The sequence below is a fragment of the Acinetobacter sp. WCHAc060042 genome, assembly GCF_003231195.1.
Taxonomy (GTDB): domain Bacteria; phylum Pseudomonadota; class Gammaproteobacteria; order Pseudomonadales; family Moraxellaceae; genus Acinetobacter.
In genome coordinates this window covers 74,655-98,273 of sequence record NZ_QKVN01000009.1, presented here as the reverse complement: position 1 = coordinate 98,273, position 23,619 = coordinate 74,655, and the positions used below count along the sequence as shown (strand labels likewise).

Genomic DNA, 23,619 nt, shown 5'->3' with positions numbered 1-23,619 from the left:
CTTATTTGAAACGTTTAAAAATTAAGGAGGTATTAATCCCTCCAAAAGCAAAATTATTGCTCATCATGGTTTGCGTTTCTGCTGAACGCATGCCCGATACCACATAATCCAGATCACCGCAGGCGCTGTCAATCTGATCTAAATTTAAAGTCGGCACCAATTGATTGCGTCGCATCATTTCAATACTGAGCCATGCTTCAATGGCGCCACACGCCCCAAGCGTATGCCCAAAATAACTTTTTAATGAGCTAATCGGTTTTTTGCCTAAGATCCGCGCAGTCGCTTGTGATTCAGCAATATCCCCCTGATCGGTCGAGGTACCATGCGCATTAACATAATCAATATCTTCGGCTGTAAGCTGTGCATCTTTGAGTGCCAACTGCATACAACGGCCCATCATTTCAGAATCAGGTCGGGTCACATGCTGACCATCGGTATTGCTGCCATACCCCACAATCTCGGCATAAATGGTCGCCCCACGTGCTTGCGCATGTTCATACTCTTCTAAAATCAAACAACCTGCGCCTTCACCCACCACCAAACCATCTCGGCTTGCATCAAATGGACGTGGGGTTTTCTCTGGATGGTCATTTTGCACACTGGTCGCCAATAGCACATCGAACACGGCTGAACCCGCTGCACTGAGCTCTTCTGCCCCGCCTGCAATCATCACAGTTTGCTTGCCATATTTGATCGCTTCATAAGCTTGGCCAATCGCCATAGAACCTGAAGTACAAGCACTCGAAGTTGGTAGGGTTAAACCCTTTAAACCAAAATACACCGTCATATTGACTGCACTGGTATGCGACATCATACGAATGTAGGTCGTGGCATTCAGTTGGCTCATATTGTGCTCAATCAACATGGCGCCAAACTCACGTACGGCATCCACACTGCCCGCAGAGGAACCAAAGGCCACACCTGCATCACCACTTTTTAAGATATCCGCATGCAGTAAACCTGCATCTTCTAATGCTTTTTCAGCACATACCGTAGACATTAAAGCAACACGCCCCATGCCACGGGTTACTTTACGGTTAAAATGCTTCGGTACAGTAAATGACTCCACCGGGCCAGCCAACTTACTGCGTAAATCAGGATAAATTTCCCAGTCAGGCATATAGCGAATACCGCTTTTGCCTTGTGCAAACTGCTCAAAAATTTGCTCTGCGGTTTCACCCAAAGAGGTAATCCCAGACATGCCTGTTACGACAACACGTTTCATTAGATCAAGCCTCCATTGACTGAAATCACTTGGCGAGTGATATAACTGGCATCATCACTACATAAAAACTTCACCGCTTTTGCGACTTCTTCCACCTGCCCCATGCGCTGCATCGGGATCATTTTCAAAGCATGTTCTTTCACTTCTTCCGTGACCATTTCGGTTTCAATCAAGCCCGGAGCCACACAGTTCACCGTAATTTTGCGTTTTGCCAATTCCAGTGCCAATGCTTTGGTCGCACCAATCAAGCCTGCCTTAGCAGCACTATAGTTCACCTGACCACGGTTGCCCATGATCCCAGACACTGAAGATAAGGTCACAATACGTCCGCCCTTTTTCAAGCGGATCATCGGCATCATCAGGGGTTTCAGCACATTATAAAAACCGTTCAGAGAAGTCGAGACCACATCATCCCAGTCTTCATCGGTCAATGCGGGGAAAGCACCATCACGGGTTAGTCCTGCATTCAACACCGCACCGTAAAAAGCACCATGCTGTGCTATATCTTGCTCTAAAATAGCGGCAATATTTTCACGCTCATTCACATCGAACATCAGTACATGGCTGGCCTGTCCAAGTGCTTGAATTTCCTGAGCCACCGTTTCGGCCTCAGACTGTCTTGAACGAGCATGTACCGTGACATCAAAGCCCGCCTTTGCCAACTCCAAAGCGATCGCTTTACCTATTCCTCGACTCGAACCCGTGACTAAAATTCTTCTGTTCACACTAATTTTCCAATGATTTCATTCATATTTTCAGGCTCAAATACGCTCAACATAGCGCTGAACCGATGTTCTTGATATTCAATTTCACAATTAAACTGCCCCAAACCTTCGTGCAGATAACTTTGTTCGACCCGAATCTGCACGGTTGTACCCAAACTAAAATAGGCACAGGGTAACTGCATTTTACGCGTTCCCAATAAAAAGCCAATTTTCGGTGGCCAACCCTTGGTTTGCCCTTTATAGCCTGCATAGGCACTAATGGTCTGCGCCATCAGCTCAATACTGCTCCATGTGGGCAAGCCATCTGGCTCACAAAACATCAAATCAGCTGTGATATGAAGTTCTGCAATCGCAAACGTATCATTGGCTTCAATCAGATGACTTACAAAAACCATCGGTTTCGCATGTGGAATAAACTGTACTGCGTCCATCATGACAAAACCGTCCCGAAAATTAAACTGATATTGCTCCCCCCAAAAGCAAAAGAATTACTCATCGCATAGCGAATGGGTGTATTCAAATATGGTGTAAGCACATAATTTTGCCCAGCCAAAACATCATCCAATTCGCCTGCCTGATGCAGCGGCAACCAAGATTGATCTAATAAAACTTGTTGGCAAATAAAGGCTTCGATTGCACCCGCTGCCCCCAGACAATGCCCTGTTTTATGTTTGGTACTGCTCAAAGCCACAGCTGCATCTGAGAAAACAGTCTGTACCGCTTGAATTTCCATCGCATCATTTTGGGGTGTGGATGTACCATGCAAATTTAAATATCCAATATTGCTTGCTTGCAGCTGTGCCATATCTAAAGCTTTTTGCATCGCCTCCGCAGCCCCTCGTCCTTCTGGATGCGGTGCTGAAATGTGCCACGCATCCATTGACTCGCCGCTCGACAGTAACATCACAGGGGCAAGCGCTTTAGAAAGTAAAAACAGTCCTGCGGCTTCACCAATATTGATACCGTCACGGTTGGCACCACAGGGCTGACAAATTCCGCTCGATAAGCTTTCTAAACTATCAAAACCATTTAAGGTCAGCTTGCATAAGGTATCAATGCCTCCAACCAACACAGCATCGGCCAGATCGGCATTCAGCAGACGTTGCCCCGCCGCCAGCGCTTTGGCTGCCGAGGAGCAGGCAGTAGAAATGGTATAGGCGGGCCCTTCCCAGCCCAAATACTGTTGTAAGGCTTTCGCTAAACTGCCCATTTCTTGTTTTTGGTGCTGTACAGACTTTGACGCTGGCTGTTGAAACTGCGCTTTCAATACAGGCTCATTATCCGCGATGCCTGAGGTTGACGTGCCGATAATCACAGCAAGACGTTGTTTAGCAAACTGCGCAGTATAAGCATGAATTTCAGTTTCAATATGTGCCAGAGCCGTCAAGGCAAAGCGTAGATTCCGTGAATCTGCACCGCTCAAGCTTTCAGGCACTGCTTGAACCAAGGCTTGATCAGATGCACCGACCCAAACCGAACGCCCCGCGATCAAATCCTCTCGTTGCGACAAAGTATTTTCAGTATTGGTTAAGGCATGCTGAAGCTCAGTGGCATTTTGCCCCAAAGCCGACAGCGCCACACTGAACTGAATCCCCACGGCTGAAACATGCTGTAGATTTTTAGTCATGATGGTCACCTTGATCATCTTCTAAAGTATTGCTCACCGTGCTGATCACCATTTGATAAGGCACTTGCAAATTATCCAGTTCAATTGTTCCTTCATTTTGCTGAATTTTCAACACGGGTTGCTGCTGTATATAAATGGTATCGTCTTTCTGCACGACCGCATTTTGAGCAGTATGTAAGGCAGCAAAATTTGGATACGTAGCATACAGAATATCACGCACCACATAATCAAAAGGCAACCGTTTCATTGGATCAATCCGCTGTTCAACTTCGACCTTTTGACCATCAAAACTGAGCTTAAACAACTGCTGTCCTGTGAGGCTGAGCGCTAACATATCAAGCGACTGCCCCCGTTGTTGCTGATACAGTAAAAAGCTGAAACTCTGGGTTTTCCACTGTACTTCGATTTGATCTTGACGTTGATAATTTTGCGCAGCCCACTGCGGGGTCGCGAGTCCCTGCGCCTTGGGAATCCAGCTTTGGCAGGCACTACAGAGCAGAGCACTGGCTAAAACCCAACTGACGGTTTTCAAACGCAGCTTAAGTTTCATCAGTCAACGACTCTTTTTGCGGTTGTTCTTCTCGGCAATATTCGGCCAAAGTGCTCAAGCGTTGCTTGGCATTACGATGAATCGGGTTGCTTGCATCCCACGCATAACCTGCCAGTAAGGAAGCAATCATACGGCGGATTTTTTCATCCTGATGAGTGGAGAACACCACATCCTGAAATTCACCTGAATACCATGACTCGACATAGGCACGAAATACTTGAATGCCTTTACGTAGTGGCTTTTCATATTGCTCCATCCAATCGACTGCCTGACCTTGCAGCACTTGCTCAACCAATGGCACAGCTAGACTGGACGATTTTAAGGCAATCGTTACCCCTGAAGAAAAGACAGGATCGAGGAACTCTCCCGCATTACCGAGTAGCGCATAATTGTTTGATGCCAAATGTTTCACATCGGCAGAGTAGCCCACCAAAGTACGGACAGGAGTATCATGTTTGGCGTGACGCAGCACATGCGACAAGCTGGCATCATCCGCCAAAATACGTTTCTGCAAGGCTTCTAAGTCATAGTCCACACTGCCGTCATAACCGTATTTTTCAAAGAAATCTTGCTCCGCCACGATGCCAAATGAAGAGCGCCCATCGGCAAAGGGAATCAGCCAATACCACGCACGATGATCTTTTTCATGTACGGTAATTAAAATTTTCTCACGGTCAAACTCAGGGTCATTCAATAGACCGTCTTCAATGTGGGTAAAGACCGCACGGCGCACAGGAAAGTCCGATGGGCTTTCTAAGTCGAGAAACTTCGGCAAAATACGGCCAAAACCACTGGCATCTAACAGGAACTTGCCTTGAATTTGGTAGCTGTTGCCTTGCTCATCTTTGACCGTCAAAATCGGCTGTGTGGATTTGACATCGACGGCCAAGACTTCATGGCCAAAACGGATGTCCGCGCTCATTTTTTCGGCTTGCTGTGCCAAAAGCTGGTCAAAGTTGGCACGTCGGACCTGCCATGTAGTGCCTGGGCCTTCACTAAATTTTTGGGTAAAGTCATAAAAACTACGCTGTCTGCCTCTTAAAAAAGCCGCGCCATTTTTAAACTGAAAGGCATATTCGTCGGCATGTGCACGCACCGTTTCCAATAAACCCGCTTCTTCTAAAAACACCATACACTGCGGCAATAAAGACTCGCCGATGGAAAAACGCGGAAAATATTGCTTTTCAATGACCGTGACTTGGTAACCTTTTTGGCGCAACAAAGCTGCAGCCGAGCTGCCTGATGGTCCCGCCCCAATAATTAAAACATCTGTCTGTTGCATGGTGCTCATTGCACTGTACCCTTTGACTCAGCTCTTTGGCTGATATTGTTGAACCACCACATGTTTTGCATCGGAGGATGTAAAAAGTGTGGCATAAATAAATGAAAAAATAACGCCCAGCAACACTGTTAAGCCAAAACTGTGAATGGCATAGGTATGACTAAAGGACAACAAACCAAAACTAAAGAACGTCGACATCATGCACAGGAATAAAGCCATGCCCACCACCTGCGGGTGATCATGTCCGTGGCGGTAGAAAATCGCATAGTCCACCCCTATTCCAATAATCAGGAAGGTACCCATAATGCTGAATAAATTAATCTCGACACCCAGCCATGCTTGAATCGCAAACGTGGTCATTAAGGCCATGCTGACAGGCAACACCAAAGGCAGAATGGATTTTTTGCCATATAGTGCCCCTAAGCCAATGGCTAAAATCACCAAAGCGCTGAGTAATAGCCACTGTGCCTGCTCACGGTGCTGTTTAAACAATTCAGACAGTTGATGAACGGGACGTAACAGTTGTACATCAGCATTTTCAAGCTGTTGCACAGCTTTGACATCATGCACATTTTGCAGCATCACCAAACGTTGTGTCGGACTCATCTGCAAAAAATGCAGAGGATGATCTTTAAAGATGGCTTCGGTCAGCAACGGCTGGTCTTTTAAATGCGCTTGCCAGTTTAAAATATCGGCGGTATTGAGCTGTAACGCTTGCGCATATTCCACCAAAGCGGGCTGAGGAATCGCCTGTAACATCACAATATTGTGTTTTTGCTGCTCAAGTGAGGGAATCCACTGCCCTAAAGCTTGTACAGCATCCAACTTGCCAGCCTGTTGCAAGGGCGCAAGCTCTGCCAGTAGTTGCTGTTCGCGCTGCTCCAACTCTGCTGGGGTTCTGCCCTGTACCACAAAGTATTCACTGCTTTGCTGTTGCATAAAACGTGAACGAATATATTGATCTTCCTGCTTTAAAGTGGCATCCATACTTTGTAAATTACGGATGTCATCATTGCTTTTCAGCAAGGCGAGACTACTACCCATCACGAGTAGAATCAGTGCAATCATGCCATAACGTAGCGTATTTCGACTCTGCACATAACTGCGTGCTTTGCCAATAAAGCCCAAAGCACCTATAGCAGGTTCCGCATTCAACGCAGGCAAACGTGGCAGCAATAAAATACTGGTCACCCATGCGGCGCTCAGTCCAACCATGGAAAAGACCGCAATCTGCTTAAAACCCGGAAATGGGGTAAAACTCAGCACTACATAAGCCAACAATGTGGTCATCAAACCCACAAATAGGCTTGGCAATAATGGCCGTAGAACTGCAAATCCATCCACCTGTCGATGCTGAGACTGCATGGCCATAAAGTAAAATGAAAAATCGACACAGACCCCTATCAGACTGGCGCCAAAGACCAGTGTCATTAGGTGAATTTCGCCGAAAACCCAATACGTCACTGCAAAGGCCACCAGACTGCCTGTGCCGACCGCGACTATTTCCGTTAGCATCGGTCGTATTGAACGGAAGCCAAACCAGACCAGCAGTAAAATCCCGATGGTCGAACCCACGCCAATAGTCGAGATTTCCTCTTTGGCAGAATTGGTGCCGAACTGTGCAAACAACAGTGTGCCTGTCCAGTGTGGTTTAACCTGCAACTGGTTGAGCTGCCGATTGATATTCTGAATAAATGCAGCAGTCTGCTCTTGGTAGGCAATGTTATAGGGACTGCTATTGAGCTGAAGCACCATCAGGCGCGAGATGCCCTGCTCATCACGAATGGTCGCAAAGCCCTGCTCTAAATTGATATCGGCATTGCTTTGTAAGGCGCTTAAACCCACTGCATAGCGTGGGAACAGCAGCAAGGGATCTTGCTTCAACATTTCAGCCGTGATTGGCATCCCCGGACTCATCAGTTGTAATAAGCCTTGCTCCATCAATGCAGCAGTATCCTGCCCTTGCACAATCTGTTGATCTGTCTTGGATAATAGTCCTGCTTTGTGCTGATACAGCGCTTGGGCAAATTGATCAGGATCAAGCTGTGAACGAACAGGTAAAAACAGCTGACTGTGGTCGGCTTGGGTTTTGAGTGCTTGCGTTGCCTGTTCGAGTTGCTGATCTGTTTTGGCATCCAGCACCACAAAAACTTTGTCATTTAACTGCTGACTGACATATTGCTGTGCTTGTTCCAGATGAGCATCTTGATGGGCTTCAGGCAACAAAGCAAAAATATTGGTCTCAATCTTGATGCCTTTATTCAGCCAAGCCACGCCCAGTGCCAAAGCAATGACACACAGCACCAACAACCACAGAGCGCTAAATTTATTTTGCCAATTGGAAAAGCGCATTTTCCGCAGCCGTTAAAGTTTGAGGTTGAGCCGTTTGCTGGCTAAAACGAATGATGGTGCGATTATTGGCTTGTTCCAAAATCGTAATACGGTCCACATAACGCTGACCTTGCGCATCGACTTGGACAAAAAGCTTTTTAAATAGACTGCTTTTCGGCGTTAAGCTGACATTCCACTGCGTCGGACTGTAATTGGCAGACACCACATTAAAGTTTTTAGCGAGTGCCGCTTCATTGCCCGACATCAACTGTAAAAACATCGTCGCTACAGAGCCATAAGGAGTCTTATCGACTTCAATTTGACTGGACGTGCGCTGCGTCTTTTGTACCAGCTTACGCGGTGTCACCACCAAATCGGCTTTGACTGGACTTTGAATCTGCCACAGCACGCCTTGGTTTTTGCTGAACAGTACCGTGCCTTTGGACACATAGGTTTTATTCAAAGAGGCCAGTTTTTTCTGCTGCTCAAATTGGGCACGCACCACAGGCGTTGCACCGAGCTGAGCAAACACCTGCTTCAATTCAGTATTTTGTGCATTCACTGTGGGAGCAAGCAGTGTCATCATACTGGCTGTACACGCAACCAAAATCGGCTTAAAAAATTTGTATCGAATCATGCTTGCATTACTCCGCTTTAAATTCAGGCCATGCATTTAAACAGTCCAGCAACACCTGTGGCGACTGGAAGCACATTTCACGTTTTTCAATGTGTACCGCCACTTGCGAGGTATAGCCCTTGGTCAGCTTTCTGCCCGAAACTGCATCGAAAATCAGATATTCGATTTTTAAACGATTTTCCCATTCTTTCAAAACGGCGCGCACACGAATTTTTTGCTCAAACTCAATGCCTTGTACATAACGCACATGACTTTCAATCACCGGCCATGCATAGCCCGAGTCACGCATTTGGTTATAGTTATAGTGAAATTGATCCAGCAATTTGCAGCGCGCAATTTCAAAATATTTTAAATAATGCCCGTGCCACACCACATTCATGGTGTCGACATCATGAAAAGGCACTTCAATGATTACATCAGCATGCATGCTCATTTCCTATGAATATTGAACAGCAATGCTGTCTAACAGTTCTAAATGCTCCAAGCGATGAACCAATGCCTGAAGCTCTTGTTGCAAAGGACGATCTTCCGCTACATAGGTGAAGCTCTGAAGCACCCAGTGTTGAAATGCTGTTAAAACAGGGCTGAGTTCTGTATCTACCCCTTTGAGTTTGACCGCCTGAACAGCTGCACAGCTGAGAGCCGCAATCACTTGTTCAGTCAGGGTAATCACTCGACTGGCATCACGCGCAGCAATGGTGCCCATACTGACTTTGTCTTGATTATGACATTCCGTTGAGCGTGAGAAAATCGACGCTGCGAGCGTCTGTTTTAAGGCTTCTGCGGTCCATGCCGAAACCCCAATTTGCACCGCTTTAAAGCCATGATTCAGCGGTAAACGCTCAACACTGGAACCCGTTAAATTACGTGGCAAACCATTATTCATTTTATAGTCGACCAACTGTGCCAACTGACGATCCATCAAGTCGGCAATATTCGCGATCATAATTTTCAGGCTGTCCATGGCTTGGGCAATATGTCCGCCATAGAAATGTCCACCATGCAGTACCCGCAGATTCACTGGATCAATCAATGGGTTGTCGTTACTTGAATTCAGCTCATTTTCAATAAACTGACACAACCAGACTTTAGAATCTTCAAACACCCCAATCACATGCGGTGCACAGCGCAGTGAATAACGGTCTTGCAGACGTGAACTTTGGTGTTCAGTCTGCACTTCACTGTTTAACCAGTCGCGTAACTGAGCTGCAATATGTTGCTGTCCCGGATGTGGTTTCTGCGCAAACAAGACTTCATCAAAATGGCTTGGATTCCCTTCTAAAGCCAAGACATTCAGGGCAGTAATCAAAGTACTGGCAAAAGAAATCTGTTCGGCTTTTTTATAATTCAGACAGGCAATCGCGGTCATAACCGCTGTACCATTCATCAGGGCTAAGCCTTCTTTAGGACGCATCACCAAAGGCTCCAAACCTTTTTCGGCATACACTTGTGCAATCGGTACGATCTGGTCTTGATAGTACACATCGCGCTCACCGACCAAGGCCCCAGCGATATAAGACAAAGGCGTCAAGTCCCCACTGGCACCCACCGAACCTTCTGAGGGAATCACAGGAATGACATCTTCATTCAGCATCCAGACCAAACGCTGTAACAAGGCATGCGAAACACCCGAATAGCCGCGCGCCAAAGAACATAAACGCACCACCACGACAGCACGTGCGGTCATTAAGTCTAAGTTTTGCCCCATGCCACAGCCATGAAAACGCGACAAATGTAGCGGCAGCTCATGCACTTGGTGGGCTGGAATTTCAACCAAGCACGAGTCGCCATAACCCGTGGTCACGCCATAAATGACGCCTTCGTCTTGCAACAGCTGATCGAGGAAATCTGCGCCGCGTTGAATCAATGCTGTCCATTCAGCAGAGGTAGGTAATGCCACCTGTTTTTCTTTACGCGCTACAGCCACAACATCTTCAATACTGAGCAGAGTTTCCCCAACAATTAACACAAGACTTATCCTTTATTCCAAAAATTATAAAAATTAAACCATTGATAGGGTGCGCGTATGCAATGCTGTTCCAACAGCTCCACATACTGTCGTGTGGTCTGTTGCATGGCCTGTAAACGCTCTTTACGTGGCCAGTTTAACTGCTCCGCGACTTGATGGATATGCACTTCAAAATGTGTATCGACTCGATAGCAAAACACAGCTAGCACAGGAGCTTTCAACAAACTGGCCAAAATCCATGCGCCCTGTGGCCACAGCGCCTGCTCACCTAAAAACGCAACCGATTGTACCCGATCTGACTGCACAGGTACGCGGTCTGCAGCCACAATCACCCATTCACCTTGATCCAACTTATCCTGTAAAATCAGTGCTGTTTCAATTCCCAACTCATCCACCGAAACCAAATTGACATCGGCATGTTCATTCAGCTTTTTTAAAAATGCATTGAATTTGGTGGCATGTTTTTGATAGACCAACACATTAATTTTCTGCGGATGCTCTGCTTTGACGGCGCGCAACAATTCAATATTGCCAAAGTGCGACACCACAATCACCGCACCTTTTTGATAGTGCGAGCGAAAGTGCGCATGACCATGTAGCTTTAAGTTCTGTTCAGGAATATGCCCAAGCCAACCTTCAATTTTATCTAAAATACATTCGCCAAATTGCATCAAATGCGTATAGCTATGCCAAAGCTGCGGCTCAGCCTGAAACGGTGACTGTGCACCTGCAAAATGATGCAGTTTTTTTAAGTACAACAGAGAAGCCTGACGCGCGGTATTGGAAAAGAGCCAGTACCATAAAATCACAAAGTACAAGATGACCCGACACAGCCAGCGCCCACCCAAACGGTAGAAACCCAGCATCAGCATCAGCGGCAACATCCCGCCCCGCTCTTTCACGGCGCTCCATTTCTGCATATGCTTCTCTGACCGCCTTAGCCTTTAACTTTCTGATAAATCAGTTTGGGGAACCGCAGCAGCATGCCACCTAACAAGCGACTATGCGCGCGCGCCATGCCCAAATTGTCACGCCAAACATCAAAATGTGAAATGCCACCTTCAGGGTAAACGACATGCGTGGGCAAATTGATAAACGGCACATTATCCCATTTCAAACGCACCAAAATTTCCGAGTCAAAGCCCATCCGCGGTTGAAACTTGGCTGTATTTAGAATGTTCACCGTCTGCGCCAAAGGATAAACACGAAAGCCACACATGCTGTCTTTAATCTCAAAAGACAGACTGTTAATCCACACCCAAATATGGGTGGCATAACGGCCATAGAGACGTTTTTTTGGAACAGTCGCATCAAAGATCGGCTGACCAATAATCATGGCTTCGGGATGCTGGATAGAGGTGTCTAAAAAGCGTTGCACATCCTGCCAATCATGTTGTCCATCCGCATCCAGTTGCAAAGCATGGCTATAGCCACATTGAAAGGCATGCTTGAGACCCGTGATCACCGCCTGCCCCTTCCCTTGATTGTGGGTATGTTCAACCAAATCGACCCTTGGGTAGTCCTGCGCAAGCTGATGTAACACTGTTGTACAATCAGCATCACTGCCATCATTCACCATAATAATGGGTAACTCAAAAGCGCTTAAATGTGACAGTAACGCAGCCAAATAATGCGGATGGTTATACACAGGAATCACAAAGCAGTGTTTCATTTTTGTCTCTCGGCTTAAACGTCTACAGGGACAGCAAACAGCAAACGTCCTGATGCCAATATTTTGTCATGATTTTTCAGCTCAAAACTGATCTTATGTGCTTTACGGCTGAGCACCAGTTCCAGCGTTTGATAGGGTTGGATCAGTCCTTGAAATTTTAACTGCTCAAAACCATTGCACCACAGTAAATCTGCCCAGTTTTGTTTGGCAAAATGTAGAATAAATCCAATTTGCCCTACGCCCGGATAAATCGGGAAGTTCGGAAAATGCCCTTTAAAGCATTCCAGCTCAGGCACAAACTCCAAAGCATAACTGATCTGCATATCCTGTGACTGCTGTGTCAATACCACAGGCAGAGTCATCGGCTGAAAGAGTGATTTTAAATACTGTTTGTTCAGCTTCGATTGTGCATTTTGTGGCATTTGCGTTAAAAACCGCCATTGCCGTGGAATTGCGATACTTTCCAATTTCAGTTGTAAGTGTTTTTTCAGTTGTGCGGTGAGTACGGCTTTGCCCTTTTCAATGAGCAGCACCCTTGCATCATCCGTTAACACTGCCACCACCGCCAACATCTGACGCTGTTCTTTTTCATGAATTAAAACATGGCACTGCTGTATTTCTGCCAACTCAGCGATTTTTGCTTCAATCGCATCGAGACTTAACCGCTTTTCTTCAAGTTTGACAATGCGGTCCAAGCGCCCCAACAACTGAAACGAACTTTTGAGATTATCTGCATCCATAACCTGCACTTTATCTCCCGTCAGAATCCAATCCTCGCTATAGGCATGGTTGGTTTTAACGGCTAACTCTTGCTGCTCGGCGCAGTTAATTTCGACATTGGCAAAGGGTGTCCATAGTGCATCATCTGTCTGACGGTGAGCAATCCCGCCTGTTTCAGAACTACCAAACACTTCGGTAATGGGACGGTTCAGCAAAGGACGCACACCTGCATCCAACTTTCCGCCAGAGGAATAGACCCGATGGCAGTCTTGCAACACCACATCTGTGGTCCAGCGCTTCAACAATGCAGGACTTGAAATCAGATAATTGGGCAGTTGCAGATGGGCAATTTTCTTTTGAAGATCAACCACATCTTCAGGGAAAGCCTGTTGTTTTTGGTAGAAACTACGTCCACTGGCTAAGGGCCACAACAGCTTGAACAACAAACCATAAATATGTTGATGACTCACCGTGGCAATCGCAACTGCCTGCTCAGGCAAATCAAAACTGGCTTCTAAACCACAGACTTCATTGAACAATTGTTGCAAGGTGCGCGGAATCTTTTTCGGCTGCCCTGTTGAACCCGAAGTATAAAAATACAGCTGTGCCTGATTGAGAAAGGCAGCATCAAATTGAAGCTCAAAGGTTGACGTGGCTGTCGACGGCAAACGTTTTAAAAAATAAATCTGCTGTTCAGCCAATTCTTTTTCTAAGTCGCTGACCCGATGCGGCGGCAACAGCACTTGCTTACCTGCTTGCAAGGCTGCAAACAACAATACCAAAAACTCATAACTATCTTGTTCCCAAAGCGCCCATACTGGCTGTTCCAACTGCTGAATTTGCGTAGCCTGTACAGCTACATCCAACCAAAAAGTGTGAAAGGACACAAAACTTGAGTCCGCCTGAATACACAAGGGACGCGATGAATGGAGATGGTGTTGAAAATGACAAGACATAAAATTTGTTTTTAAAAACCGTATTTCTAATCGCTATAGTTCGAGGCCACTGTTTCAGCTGCCCTGACGGAAATGCTGTTATTTCTGTGCCTGATGCAGTCGTTGCTGGCGTTTACGCAACACAAACTCACCCAGTAACAGTCCACCCATCAAGACATAAGAGATCAAACCGTTATATAGCACCCAAATCTTCATCGGTGCAAAGAAAACAGTGATCAGGGCAATGACCGCATTGATGCAAAAAAAACCACACCAAACTTTGGTCACTTGACGGGTCCATTCTACTCCTTCTTCGGGCAGATTAGGCTCTGCCAAACGTGCAAAACGTTCAATCATTGAAGGCGGTCGAATCAAGGTGCTGGCAAAAATAAACAGCGCCCCAAGACTCATAAAGACAGGATAGAGTTTAAGCCACGCATGATCTTTTAAAATCAAACTCAGCCCGCCACATAAAATGGCAAAACCTGTCAATGGCCACAGCAGGGCATTGCCCTTACTCAAGAGACGTAAAATGCCCAGTGCAATCAATACAGCACTGACCCAGACATACTGTCCATGTGCCAAAGCATAAGCCACAAAAAAAGGATAGAGGATCAATCCGATCCCTGCTACCCCTTTTAAGATGTTGTTCATGCAACTGACATATTCTGAATGACGACCACCACATCTTCTACGGTGCGCACATTTTTAAAGTCTTCAGGGTTGACTTGTTTGCCTGTCAACTCTTTAATTTTTACCACCAAATCAATGGCATCAATACTGTCAACATCGAGGTCTGAAGCTAGGTTTGACTCTAATTGCACATCTTCAGGCGCAATTTCAAACAGCTCTTCCATCCATTCACGTAATTTTTCTAACACGGTTTCTTGTGCAAGCATAGCAACCTCTTATGCTGTTTTCTGTGCTTCAACCAAAGCCACTAAGCTTTGAATTGATTTAAAATGTTCTTTGGTTTCTGCAGACTCTGCATTCAAATGAATGCCATAACGTTTTTTCAATGCCAAGCCTAATTCAAGGGCATCAATCGAGTCCAAACCCAGACCATCACCAAACAAAGGTGCATCTGTATCAATGTCTTCAATATGGATGTCTTCAAGGGCAAGGACATCAATAATCATTTGCTTTAATTCATCAGCAAGATTGCTCATTTACGGATAACTCTTGGTTAAAAAACCACTGTAATTGTTGATTTAATTGACGTACATTTTTGGGATTGACCGTTACATCATCCAATACGTCTTCCACTCGGATCGCATCTAACACTTTCACATGGATATGAAAAGGCTGTTCTGGAATGTGATACCACTTTTCATTTTTGGTCAGGGTCGATGGCGTACAGGTAATCAGCACAGGACGAATCGGCACACCTGCACGTAAGGCAATATTGGCCGCACCACGCTGAAAGTCATTCAGCTGCTCACCTTTTGCTGTCCGCGTCCCTTCAGGAAAGATTAACAAGGACGCCGCATGATCCTGTTGTAATTTGTGTACGCAGTCCTGAATAAATTGTTCAGAACCTGCATTTAAAATATAGCCTGCACTTTGCACAGGGCCTTTGGTAAATGGGTTCGACCACAGCGCCTGCTTGACCACGCAGTTTGCTTGTTCCATTAAACCAATTAAAACCACCACGTCAATCAGTGTCGGATGATTGGCAATCACCAACTCCTGCTGGCTGTGTTGTAGTTTGTCTAAGCCTTCAACTGTATAGGTCATGATGCCCAGTTTCACCATCATCTCGGTAAAACCTTTAAAACTATGCTTAATGACTTTTTGAGTGCGCTGCTTTCGAACTTCTGGATCTGCTGAACTCAGCTTAACCATTGGTGCAATCAAACCGCCAATCGCCACGCCGCCTAAGCCAAAACTGGCAAAACTAAACCCTGTCGCACCAACGCGCCAGACATAGTTGGCTTTTTGCTTGATCCGATTTAATTTCAGCATTTCGTCCACGCTTCAGATTCAGTTTGCTCAGGATTATTCCAAAATGTGTTAAATGCTAAAGCCTGCTGATACGCTGGTGTTGAATCTGTATGCTTTGGCGTCAACATCAAATTGGCAGGTGCCAATGAAATGATCGCTGCCATCGCAAAAGCAGCAAATGGTTGATGCTCGATATAAATGTCCGGCAAAGCTTCATCATAATACACCAGCAAAACCTGACGGGCTTTGGGCTGTGTTTTTAACCACGCATAGGCTTCAATCAACCCGTCATTCCACGAGCCTGCCAAACTGGTCGCAGGTGTCGCATCCTGACATAAAATGGAATATAAACCTGAAATTGCATTATGTACCGACGTTGAAAATTGAGTCGGTGAAGGGGTTTGCTCGCTTAACACATCTTTTAAAATATTCAGTGTTTTTGCTTCATCACCGTATTGTGACACCCAAACAATATAATCGACATCGTGGGTGTCTAAAGTCTGCATGGCACTATTCAAAGCCAGCTTTGCCAGACGCGATAAGCGTCGGCGTTGCATCGCAGGAATGTGTTCTATAGCTGATAATTCTTGATCAACCAAGCTCATATTCAAGCGGGATACGTGGAGTTGCATCATCATGATCAGTGTTTAAAAGTTGACAAATTATCAGGCGCGTAATTATAGCACCGAGCCAAATTTTTCACAAAAAATAACAAAACCACGTTGTTTTCAAAAATAAAAATGTGAAATACCATTCACTTATCAATAAAAAATTGCCGCTTTTTTTATCAATACCTCTAAATTGGCGGATTTTTAGTATCCCCACGTAACATGGACTACATTTAACCTACACGTTGTATCATTTTAAAAGATCGCACCATAAGCCTTTGATTATATCTATTGGCAAACCAAAGGCTTAAAAAGAAAGGATCTTCATTAAGCTTGAGCAATGACGGGCTCAGTTTGTGGCAAACGACGTTTGATTACGGCATAAGCTACACCAGTCACCACGCTTCCAATCGCAATCGCCAATAAATATTTTAATGGATAATTCATCGCATTCGGAATGATCAGCACCATTACACCGCCGTGCGGAGTGACCAATTCACATTTAAACAATGCAACCAAAGCCCCCGTTACAGCACCACCTGCGATCGTACATGGAAGCACTCGAATCGGATCTTTGGCTGCAAACGGAATAGCTCCTTCCGAAATAAAACATAGGCCAAGGACCACAGCAGCCTTCCCTGCATCTTGCTCAGGTTTGGCAAATTTATGCTTTGCCAGAAAAGTTGCAATTGCCATACCCAATGGCGGTACCATACCCGCGGCCATGGTAATCGCCATCGGTCCGTATGTTTGTGACGTCAGTAAGCCTACTGTAAACGCATAAGCGGCTTTATTAATTGGCCCCCCTACATCAATACACATCATACTCCCAAGAATAATCCCCATGATCATGGCATTGGTCGTACCCATATTGGCAAGGAAGTGTGTAAGTAATTCAAACAATTGTGCAACAGGCTGCCCAACCACATAAATCATGATTAAACCAACAGCTAAACTGGCTAATAGTGGAATAATCAAAATTGGTTTTAAGGCTTCTAGGCTACTTGGGAGTTTTAATTGTTTCGATAAAAATAACGCAATATAACCTGCAATAAAACCTGCAACTAAGCCACCGAGAAAGCCTGCCTCTAATTGTGTTGCAAGCAAGCCTCCAATCAAACCGGGAGTTAAACCCGGACGATCCGCAATAGAATAGGCAATGTAACCTGCCAGCATAGGCACCATGAGGGTAAATGCTGCAGCGCCTATTTGTTTTAAGGATGCTGCAAAGCTCCCTTCAACAGGATTGAGGCCAAACATAAACGAGATCGCAATGATCAAACCGCCCGCCACCACCATCGGCAGCATGAAAGACACCCCCGTTAAAAGGTGTTTATAAATTCCAGCTTTTTCTTTGTTTTCACTTTCTGTCTTGGTGGCTGTTTGCTTACCCGTTTCAAGCACTTTGGCTTCAGCAATTGCATTTGCAAAAGTCTTATCGGTTTGCTTAAGGGCAAATCCCGTACCGCAGCGATATACACGTTTGCCTACAAAGCGATCGGTATTGACCTCAATATCCGTTGCTAAGATCACCACATCTGCATTGGCAATACATTCTGCCGATAAAATATTTTTAGCCCCAACCGAACCTTGGGTTTCAACATCAATCTGATAACCATGCTTTACTGCACCTTGTTGCAAGGCTTCGGCCGCCATAAACGTATGTGCAACACCAGTTGGACATGCTGTAATTGCGACAAACCGTGTAACCTCAGCATTGTCTGCAATAGGTTCATCTACAGCATCTGAATACTCAAAGACTTGTTGCAAAAGTATGGTCGCATCATGTTGTGCGGCACCCAAACGAATGACTTTCACAACTTTGTCACGCAGTTGATCTGTATCTGTCGACTTCTGTCCCACAAAAACAACCGTATCAATAGCATTTGATAAATCGAGATGTTCGACTGACGTCGCTACATGATTGGAAATACCAAGTGCTGTTGCTGCTTTGGACAATTTTTTGGCCAAAATCACTGCATTAATCGGCTGCTCGGGACTATGTGGCACAAATAGAATATGTTTTATCTCTTGCATCGTATTAACTCAATGATTGGACTGAGATTTGCGATTTCAAATCTTCAATAACAGCAAATTCTGGAAGGGCAAACCCTATTTGGGTCACGGCATTGCTCGCAATTGCGGTTGCTGTTTTCAATGTTTCTTCTGGGGAAGTTGAACTCAACAAGCCATGAATCATCCCTGCCACTAAGGAATCTCCTGCACCCACCGTACTTTGGACGCTGACCTTCGGTGCAGTAGCATGCAGGGATTGTGTGCGGTGAAGCCAGTTCACCCCGTTTTCACCCATCGAGACCACAATGTGTTCTATCTGACTATTTAAACGGGCAAAAAGGTGCTGTTGTTCTGCAAAAGTTTCTGCTGGCAAATGGTAAGTTTCCGTCAACTCATCCGTATTGGGCTTAATCAACCAAGGATGGGCAGCAATTGCCGCTTTCAATGCAATACCACTGGTATCCACTGCGACTTTTTTACCCTCAGACTGTAACCATATAATCAGCGTTGAAAGCTCTTCTGCAGAAAAACCTTGTGGCAAACTACCTGCAATCACAATCGCATCCACTGCAAAAATCAGTTGTGATAAGCGCTCACGTAGCTGTTGTTTTGCGGTGGTATCCACAAAAAAGCCCTTGCCATTGATGTCTGTCATCTGACCAGAGGCTTCTGCAACTTTAATGTTTTGTCGTGTTTCACCTGCAACATAAATAAATTGGTTATCAAATTGCTCTTGCTGGATATGATGGTCAAAAATTTGACGGTTTTCTTGCCCCAAAAAGCCACTCACAATCAGTTCATGTCCCAAATCCTTAAGGACCTGTGCCACGTTTAAGCCTTTACCTGCTGCATGGCTTTGGGCCGTTAACTGACGATTGACCTCGCCAATTTTTAGTTGATCCAATTGCACGGTGAGGTCAATTGCAGGATTCAGGGTAATGCTTAATATCTTAGCCATTCGGTAATTACTCCACCAATGCACGTACGGCGGTTGCACTGTCACAACTTAAGGCTTGCTGTGCGACCTGTTGGCAATTTATATAGTTCAAACCACGAATTTGCGCCTTCACCAATGGAATACTGGTACTCGACATACTCAACTCATCCACGCCCAAGCCCATCAATACAGGCACAGCTTTTGGGTCAGCAGCCAATTCACCACAAATGCCCACCCATTTACCATGCTGATGTGCTGCCCGAACAGTCTGATCAATCAATAACAAAATACTCGGATGTAAGCCATCAGCTTCAGCAGACAACAGCGGATGACCACGGTCAATCGCCAGAGTATATTGAGTCAAGTCATTGGTTCCAATACTAAAAAAATCAACTTCTTGAGCAAGAATCGGAGCCAACAATGCTGCCGCAGGAACCTCTATCATAATACCGACTTGTAAGTTTTCACATGGATGCTGTATGCGAACCTCATCCAAAATCGCTTTTGCTGCTCGCCATTCTTCAACCCGCCCAATCATAGGAAACATAATCCTTAATGGGCGATTATCCGCCGCTTTAAGTAAAGCAACCAATTGCTGACGTAACAATTCTGGCTTACGTAAAGTCAGACGAATACCACGTAAGCCCAAGAATGGATTTTCTTCTTTTTCAATAGGCAAATACGGCAAAGGTTTGTCCCCACCCACATCAAGTGTACGTACCACCAATGGACGACCCGCCAAAGCATCTAACACCACCCGATAATCGGCTTCCTGTGTAGCCTCATCAGGCGCACTGCTGTGTGACATAAAGACCAATTCTGTGCGTAGCAAACCAATTGCTTCTGCCCCATCTGCCACAGCCTGTATCGTAGCGCCCACTTTGCCAATATTGGCTGCAATTTCAACTTGATGTTGATCCAGTGTGATGGCAGGTTCTAAACAGTGCTGTTCCGCTTGTTCTCGTAACTCACGCTGGCGTTGGCGCTCTGCAATAGCATGATCAATCTGGCTTGGCTCTGGTGAGACCACATACTCACCTGTATCCCCATTAATCAGCACGGTGGCATGGTTCTCAATACTTAAAACAGTTGCACCCGCACCTACGACCGCTGGAATAGCCAAAGCACGTGCCACAATAGCACTATGGGCACTCGCCCCACCAACCGCAGTCAAAATACCTGCAACCCGGTCTTTATTCAGACGAGCAACATCACTTGGACCAACATCATGCATGATTAAGATATAAGGTTGCTCGGGTTCTGTGACCTCAGCAACACCGCACAAAGCAGCCAAAACACGCTCACCAATATCTCTCAAATCAGCCGCACGCTCTGCCAGTAAATGATCACTAAGTGCAGCCTGCGCAGTCGCAGCCACTTCAATATGCTCATGCCAAGCCGCCGCAGCAGACAACCCTTGTTTTAAACCGCGTTGCACACTTTGGATGAGGTCTGGGTCATCCAGCATTTCCAAATGTGCCATGAAAATCTGCTTAATGGCGGTAGATTCAGTATGTGCAATGAATTGACGTAAGCTGTTTTTCACCTGATGAAGCGCAATTTCAAGCTTTTCATTCTCAGCTTTAAAGCTCTGTCCTAGACGTTCATAGCTAAATTCACGTGGCTTCACCACATGTGCAGGACCAAAAGCAAGGCCAGTTGATGCTGCAATACCGCAGCTCCCCGTATCGCCATGTGATTCAAAACGCAGTAATTCCAAGGTATTTCCGACTGGGTCACTACTGCTGTGCTGATGAGATACAAGGTCAATAGCTTCAACCTCTTCTCCTAAGCCCTGTTGAACTGCATCAATAATCTGTTCTAAGCCTGCTACAGCATCGGTATCAGGTTGTGCAATAAAAGTCAGAGTTTGACCACGACGGCATCCCATGGCTAATAATTTGGTTAAACTTTTTGCCGAAACGTAAGCCCCCTCATCTACAGCAACGAGAATATCCCCTGCAAATTTCTTGGTCATATTGACCAAGTGTGTCGCGGGACGCGCATGTAGTCCATGAGCGTTGGCTAAGACAATACGACGAGATGGCCAATCAGGAATCAGTTCAGCACCAATTAACTGCGCCAACTGGTGACTATCTTGCTCTTGGTTGAGGGTATGAACTTGTTCAGTATCAAACAAAATATCCATTAATTGTTGAAACCGTGGCATATCCAGTTGCTCATTACTGGCAATACACACCAAAGTCTTGAGCATTTCCTGCTGATGGCTTAAAACCTGTTCCGCTTTTACCAAACTTACAGCTGGGCTCAAAACATGCTGGTTCGAAGTGATCGACCAGACCCCCTCCCCTAAATGAATCATGCTTTTTAGGTTTAAACCCGACAGAAAACCACACTCCACCATTTTTTGCTGTTTCAGCAGCTGTGTTGCCTGCCAAATCAAATCCTCTACATCTAGTGCGGGAACTTGAGTGGCGATTAAATTTTCATGCAATGCCAAAGATGCTGGTTGGGCTTGTAATAATGCAATAATTTGCTCTGCAGATTGAGCCTGTTTCACTTGGTCAGCGACCTCGTTAATTAAAGCCCGTGTCAAAACTTGTAAGACTTGCAAATGCTCATCTGATTTCGCAGCAATCACCACCGCTAAATAAATTTTATTTTCACCGTCCCAAACAATTCCTTCAGGAAAGTGCGCCAGACGAATACCTGTTTTTAAAATAGATTGGCGCGACTGAGGTGTCCCATGCGGAATGGCAATTCCTTGCCCTAAATACGTTGCACTTTGTTGTTCGCGCGCGGTCAAGCCATGAATATAATCAGGGGTAACCAATTGGTCTTCGACTAAGATATCGACTAGACATTGCAACGCTTGTGCCTTATCAGTGGCGTGTTGTTTCATTCGAACATGTTGTATATCTAGCGCGAGCATAAAACGTCCTTGCAAAGCAGCATAGTGAGAAGCCATGCCTTTTTTACTGGAGAAAAAATAAAAGTCGAATTCTACTCAGGATTTACCCGAAAATCTGTATATTTTAGTCAATCATTTAAATGATTGTTATCGTGAATAAAGGTTTAATATTTTATGAAGAAAAATTTTCATAAATTATAAATAGTTAAGAATAGTTAAAAAAAGAGAAGGAAATATGTTCCTCCTCTTTTTATTTTTCAACTAGATATAGTATTGCGCTCTTTTTTTGGCAAATTTATCGAGCTGCTTTAAAAAGCCTTCAAAATAGTCTTTTTCTTTTTCTTCAGTACGATATCCAGCGTAGAGAGTACGACGCAAACCTTCAGGTGCTACACAGTCCAAACGACGTGAAGTCACCCAGCCTTTTTGTTCATATTCATTCACTACCCAGTCTGGCAACGCACCAATACCACGACCACTGGCCACCAACTGGATCAGCATTTGAGTCAGATCGGTGGTACGGATTTGTTTTGGCAGAATATTGGCTGGAATAAACAGACGCGACATAATATCCAAACGATGTTTATCAACTGGATAGGTAATAAGAGTCTCTTCGGCAAGCTCTTGTACAGTAATCTCTTTAGCGCGAACCAAAGGATGGGTATTGGATAAGACCAAACGTGACTCGTACTCAAAAATTGGGAAATATTCTACCCCTTTTAATGCAATCGGATCGGCTGTAATCAATAGGTCAAATTCGCCCGTCTGTAATAATTCATGCGGGTTCGCCTCAAAGCCTGAAGCAAAGTCCAAATCAACATCAGGATATTGCTGACGATATTGATTTAACAACGGCATTAACCAATCAAAACAACTATGACACTCAGAAGAAAAGGTAATGCGTCCTGTTTGCCCATGTACGATACGGGTAATGTCGCTTTGTGCAATTTGTACCTGTGGTAACACCTCATCCGCTAACTTTAATAGACGCTGTCCAACATTCGAAAAACTAACAGGGCGACTGCGACGATTCACCACCTCCACACCAAACCATTGATCAAGCTCACGCAACTGGTGCGATAGTGCTGAAGGGGTTAAACACAAATCCCCTGCAGCAGCGACCAATGAGCCATGCTCTCTTAAGGCGGTTAAAGTTTTTAAATGGCGGAGTTCTAACATCTGGCGCAACTCAAGGTTTAATTTTAATAGATACGGTATAGCTTAACTGATAATCACGCCTAATACTTAATATTTTTCACCTTTAGATTAAACTTATTAATTTATTTCATTATTTAATTTTAAATCATGCTGTCTATAACAAAAATTTTACCGCCCTACACGGTATGTAAATATAATCAGCACACGATCAACAACCCAGAGATGCAAGCCACAATTTACTGCTGAAGCCTGTTTTAGACATGAAAGCAACTCTCAAACAAGTAAAGAAAATGATTGGCACGATCAACTACAAGTTAAAAACCACAGCTAAACACTTCTTATGGGTTAAGCTCAACCCTCCCTATTGTATACCTGAGTAATATTCATCTCATTTATATAAAGCTGATGTTT

At 45.1% G+C, this 23,619-nt stretch carries 21 protein-coding genes and 2 pseudogenes; all 23 read right to left on the bottom strand.

Annotation, left to right across the window (positions count from 1 at the left end; genetic code table 11):
* Window position 1: 1 nt before the first annotated feature.
* The 23 genes and pseudogenes from DPG01_RS05865 to DPG01_RS05760 all read right to left on the bottom strand — a co-directional run bounded on the left by DPG01_RS05865 (window position 2) and on the right by DPG01_RS05760 (window position 23,229).
* Entirely contained in the window at window positions 2–1,225 is a 1,224-nt protein-coding gene (locus DPG01_RS05865) for a beta-ketoacyl-ACP synthase (RefSeq protein ID WP_086210671.1), read from the bottom strand.
* A complete protein-coding gene (locus DPG01_RS05860; RefSeq protein ID WP_068909339.1) occupies window positions 1,225–1,950 on the bottom strand; it encodes a 3-ketoacyl-ACP reductase FabG2 in 726 nt (241 codons plus the stop codon). The genes DPG01_RS05865 and DPG01_RS05860 overlap by 1 nt, the downstream gene beginning before the upstream one ends.
* Complete coding sequence (locus tag DPG01_RS05855) at window positions 1,947–2,384, bottom strand: 3-hydroxylacyl-ACP dehydratase (RefSeq protein WP_110974470.1); 438 nt, start codon at window positions 2,382–2,384, stop codon at window positions 1,947–1,949. The genes DPG01_RS05860 and DPG01_RS05855 overlap by 4 nt, the downstream gene beginning before the upstream one ends.
* Entirely contained in the window at window positions 2,381–3,577 is a 1,197-nt protein-coding gene (locus DPG01_RS05850; RefSeq protein WP_110974469.1) for a beta-ketoacyl-ACP synthase, read from the bottom strand. The genes DPG01_RS05855 and DPG01_RS05850 overlap by 4 nt, the downstream gene beginning before the upstream one ends.
* Complete coding sequence (locus DPG01_RS05845) at window positions 3,570–4,127, bottom strand: DUF3261 domain-containing protein (protein ID WP_110974468.1); 558 nt, start codon at window positions 4,125–4,127, stop codon at window positions 3,570–3,572. Before DPG01_RS05845 ends, DPG01_RS05850 begins: the two co-directional genes overlap by 8 nt.
* Complete coding sequence (locus DPG01_RS05840) at window positions 4,117–5,418, bottom strand: NAD(P)/FAD-dependent oxidoreductase (RefSeq protein ID WP_110974467.1); 1,302 nt, start codon at window positions 5,416–5,418, stop codon at window positions 4,117–4,119. The genes DPG01_RS05845 and DPG01_RS05840 overlap by 11 nt, the downstream gene beginning before the upstream one ends.
* 18 nt (window positions 5,419–5,436) lie before the next feature.
* Window positions 5,437–7,761: an MMPL family transporter gene (locus DPG01_RS05835; RefSeq protein ID WP_110974466.1), complete on the bottom strand. Its 2,325-nt coding sequence runs from the start codon at window positions 7,759–7,761 to the stop codon at window positions 5,437–5,439.
* Window positions 7,736–8,326 carry an outer membrane lipoprotein carrier protein LolA gene (locus DPG01_RS05830; protein ID WP_228156967.1) on the bottom strand — a complete coding sequence of 197 codons (591 nt, stop codon included), beginning with the start codon at window positions 8,324–8,326 and terminating at the stop codon, window positions 7,736–7,738. The genes DPG01_RS05835 and DPG01_RS05830 overlap by 26 nt, the downstream gene beginning before the upstream one ends.
* Before the next feature lie 58 nt (window positions 8,327–8,384).
* Window positions 8,385–8,804 carry an acyl-CoA thioesterase gene (locus DPG01_RS05825; RefSeq protein ID WP_005012597.1) on the bottom strand — a complete coding sequence of 140 codons (420 nt, stop codon included), beginning with the start codon at window positions 8,802–8,804 and terminating at the stop codon, window positions 8,385–8,387.
* Between the two features lie 9 nt (window positions 8,805–8,813).
* The gene (locus DPG01_RS05820) at window positions 8,814–10,346 is read right to left on the bottom strand and encodes an HAL/PAL/TAL family ammonia-lyase (protein ID WP_110974465.1); all 1,533 of its coding nucleotides are present in this window, start codon (window positions 10,344–10,346) and stop codon (window positions 8,814–8,816) included.
* 5 nt (window positions 10,347–10,351) lie between these two features.
* Window positions 10,352–11,266: an acyltransferase gene (locus DPG01_RS05815; RefSeq protein ID WP_110974464.1), complete on the bottom strand. Its 915-nt coding sequence runs from the start codon at window positions 11,264–11,266 to the stop codon at window positions 10,352–10,354.
* 17 nt (window positions 11,267–11,283) lie between these two features.
* Window positions 11,284–12,018: a glycosyltransferase family 2 protein gene (locus DPG01_RS05810; protein WP_110974463.1), complete on the bottom strand. Its 735-nt coding sequence runs from the start codon at window positions 12,016–12,018 to the stop codon at window positions 11,284–11,286.
* Window positions 12,019–12,032: 14 nt separating this feature from the next.
* On the bottom strand, window positions 12,033–13,694 hold the full coding sequence (locus DPG01_RS05805) for an AMP-binding protein (protein ID WP_110974462.1): 1,662 nt from the start codon (window positions 13,692–13,694) through the stop codon (window positions 12,033–12,035).
* Window positions 13,695–13,772: 78 nt separating this feature from the next.
* A complete protein-coding gene (locus tag DPG01_RS05800; protein WP_086210682.1) occupies window positions 13,773–14,327 on the bottom strand; it encodes a septation protein IspZ in 555 nt (184 codons plus the stop codon).
* Entirely contained in the window at window positions 14,324–14,572 is a 249-nt protein-coding gene (locus DPG01_RS05795; protein WP_058868645.1) for an acyl carrier protein, read from the bottom strand. Before DPG01_RS05795 ends, DPG01_RS05800 begins: the two co-directional genes overlap by 4 nt.
* A gap of 9 nt (window positions 14,573–14,581) precedes the next feature.
* On the bottom strand, window positions 14,582–14,842 hold the full coding sequence (locus tag DPG01_RS05790) for a phosphopantetheine-binding protein (RefSeq protein WP_068909365.1): 261 nt from the start codon (window positions 14,840–14,842) through the stop codon (window positions 14,582–14,584).
* Entirely contained in the window at window positions 14,826–15,638 is an 813-nt protein-coding gene (locus tag DPG01_RS05785; protein WP_110974461.1) for a lysophospholipid acyltransferase family protein, read from the bottom strand. The genes DPG01_RS05790 and DPG01_RS05785 overlap by 17 nt, the downstream gene beginning before the upstream one ends.
* A complete protein-coding gene (locus tag DPG01_RS05780; protein WP_110974477.1) occupies window positions 15,632–16,252 on the bottom strand; it encodes a beta-ketoacyl synthase chain length factor in 621 nt (206 codons plus the stop codon). The genes DPG01_RS05785 and DPG01_RS05780 overlap by 7 nt, the downstream gene beginning before the upstream one ends.
* Before the next feature lie 300 nt (window positions 16,253–16,552).
* Complete coding sequence (locus DPG01_RS05775) at window positions 16,553–18,262, bottom strand: fructose-specific PTS transporter subunit EIIC (RefSeq protein WP_110974460.1); 1,710 nt, start codon at window positions 18,260–18,262, stop codon at window positions 16,553–16,555.
* Between the two features lie 4 nt (window positions 18,263–18,266).
* Window positions 18,267–19,199, bottom strand: coding sequence for a 1-phosphofructokinase (gene pfkB / locus DPG01_RS05770; protein ID WP_086210687.1), 933 nt, complete (start codon window positions 19,197–19,199; stop codon window positions 18,267–18,269).
* Between the two features lie 7 nt (window positions 19,200–19,206).
* Window positions 19,207–20,856 (bottom strand): annotated as a pseudogene (ptsP, locus tag DPG01_RS19065) (phosphoenolpyruvate--protein phosphotransferase); the annotation flags it as partial.
* A gap of 86 nt (window positions 20,857–20,942) precedes the next feature.
* Window positions 20,943–22,071, bottom strand: a pseudogene (gene fruB / locus DPG01_RS19060) (fused PTS fructose transporter subunit IIA/HPr protein); the annotation flags it as partial.
* A 240-nt stretch (window positions 22,072–22,311) separates the two neighbouring features.
* Window positions 22,312–23,229, bottom strand: coding sequence for a LysR family transcriptional regulator (locus DPG01_RS05760; RefSeq protein WP_058952405.1), 918 nt, complete (start codon window positions 23,227–23,229; stop codon window positions 22,312–22,314).
* Between the last annotated feature and the right edge of the window lie 390 nt (window positions 23,230–23,619).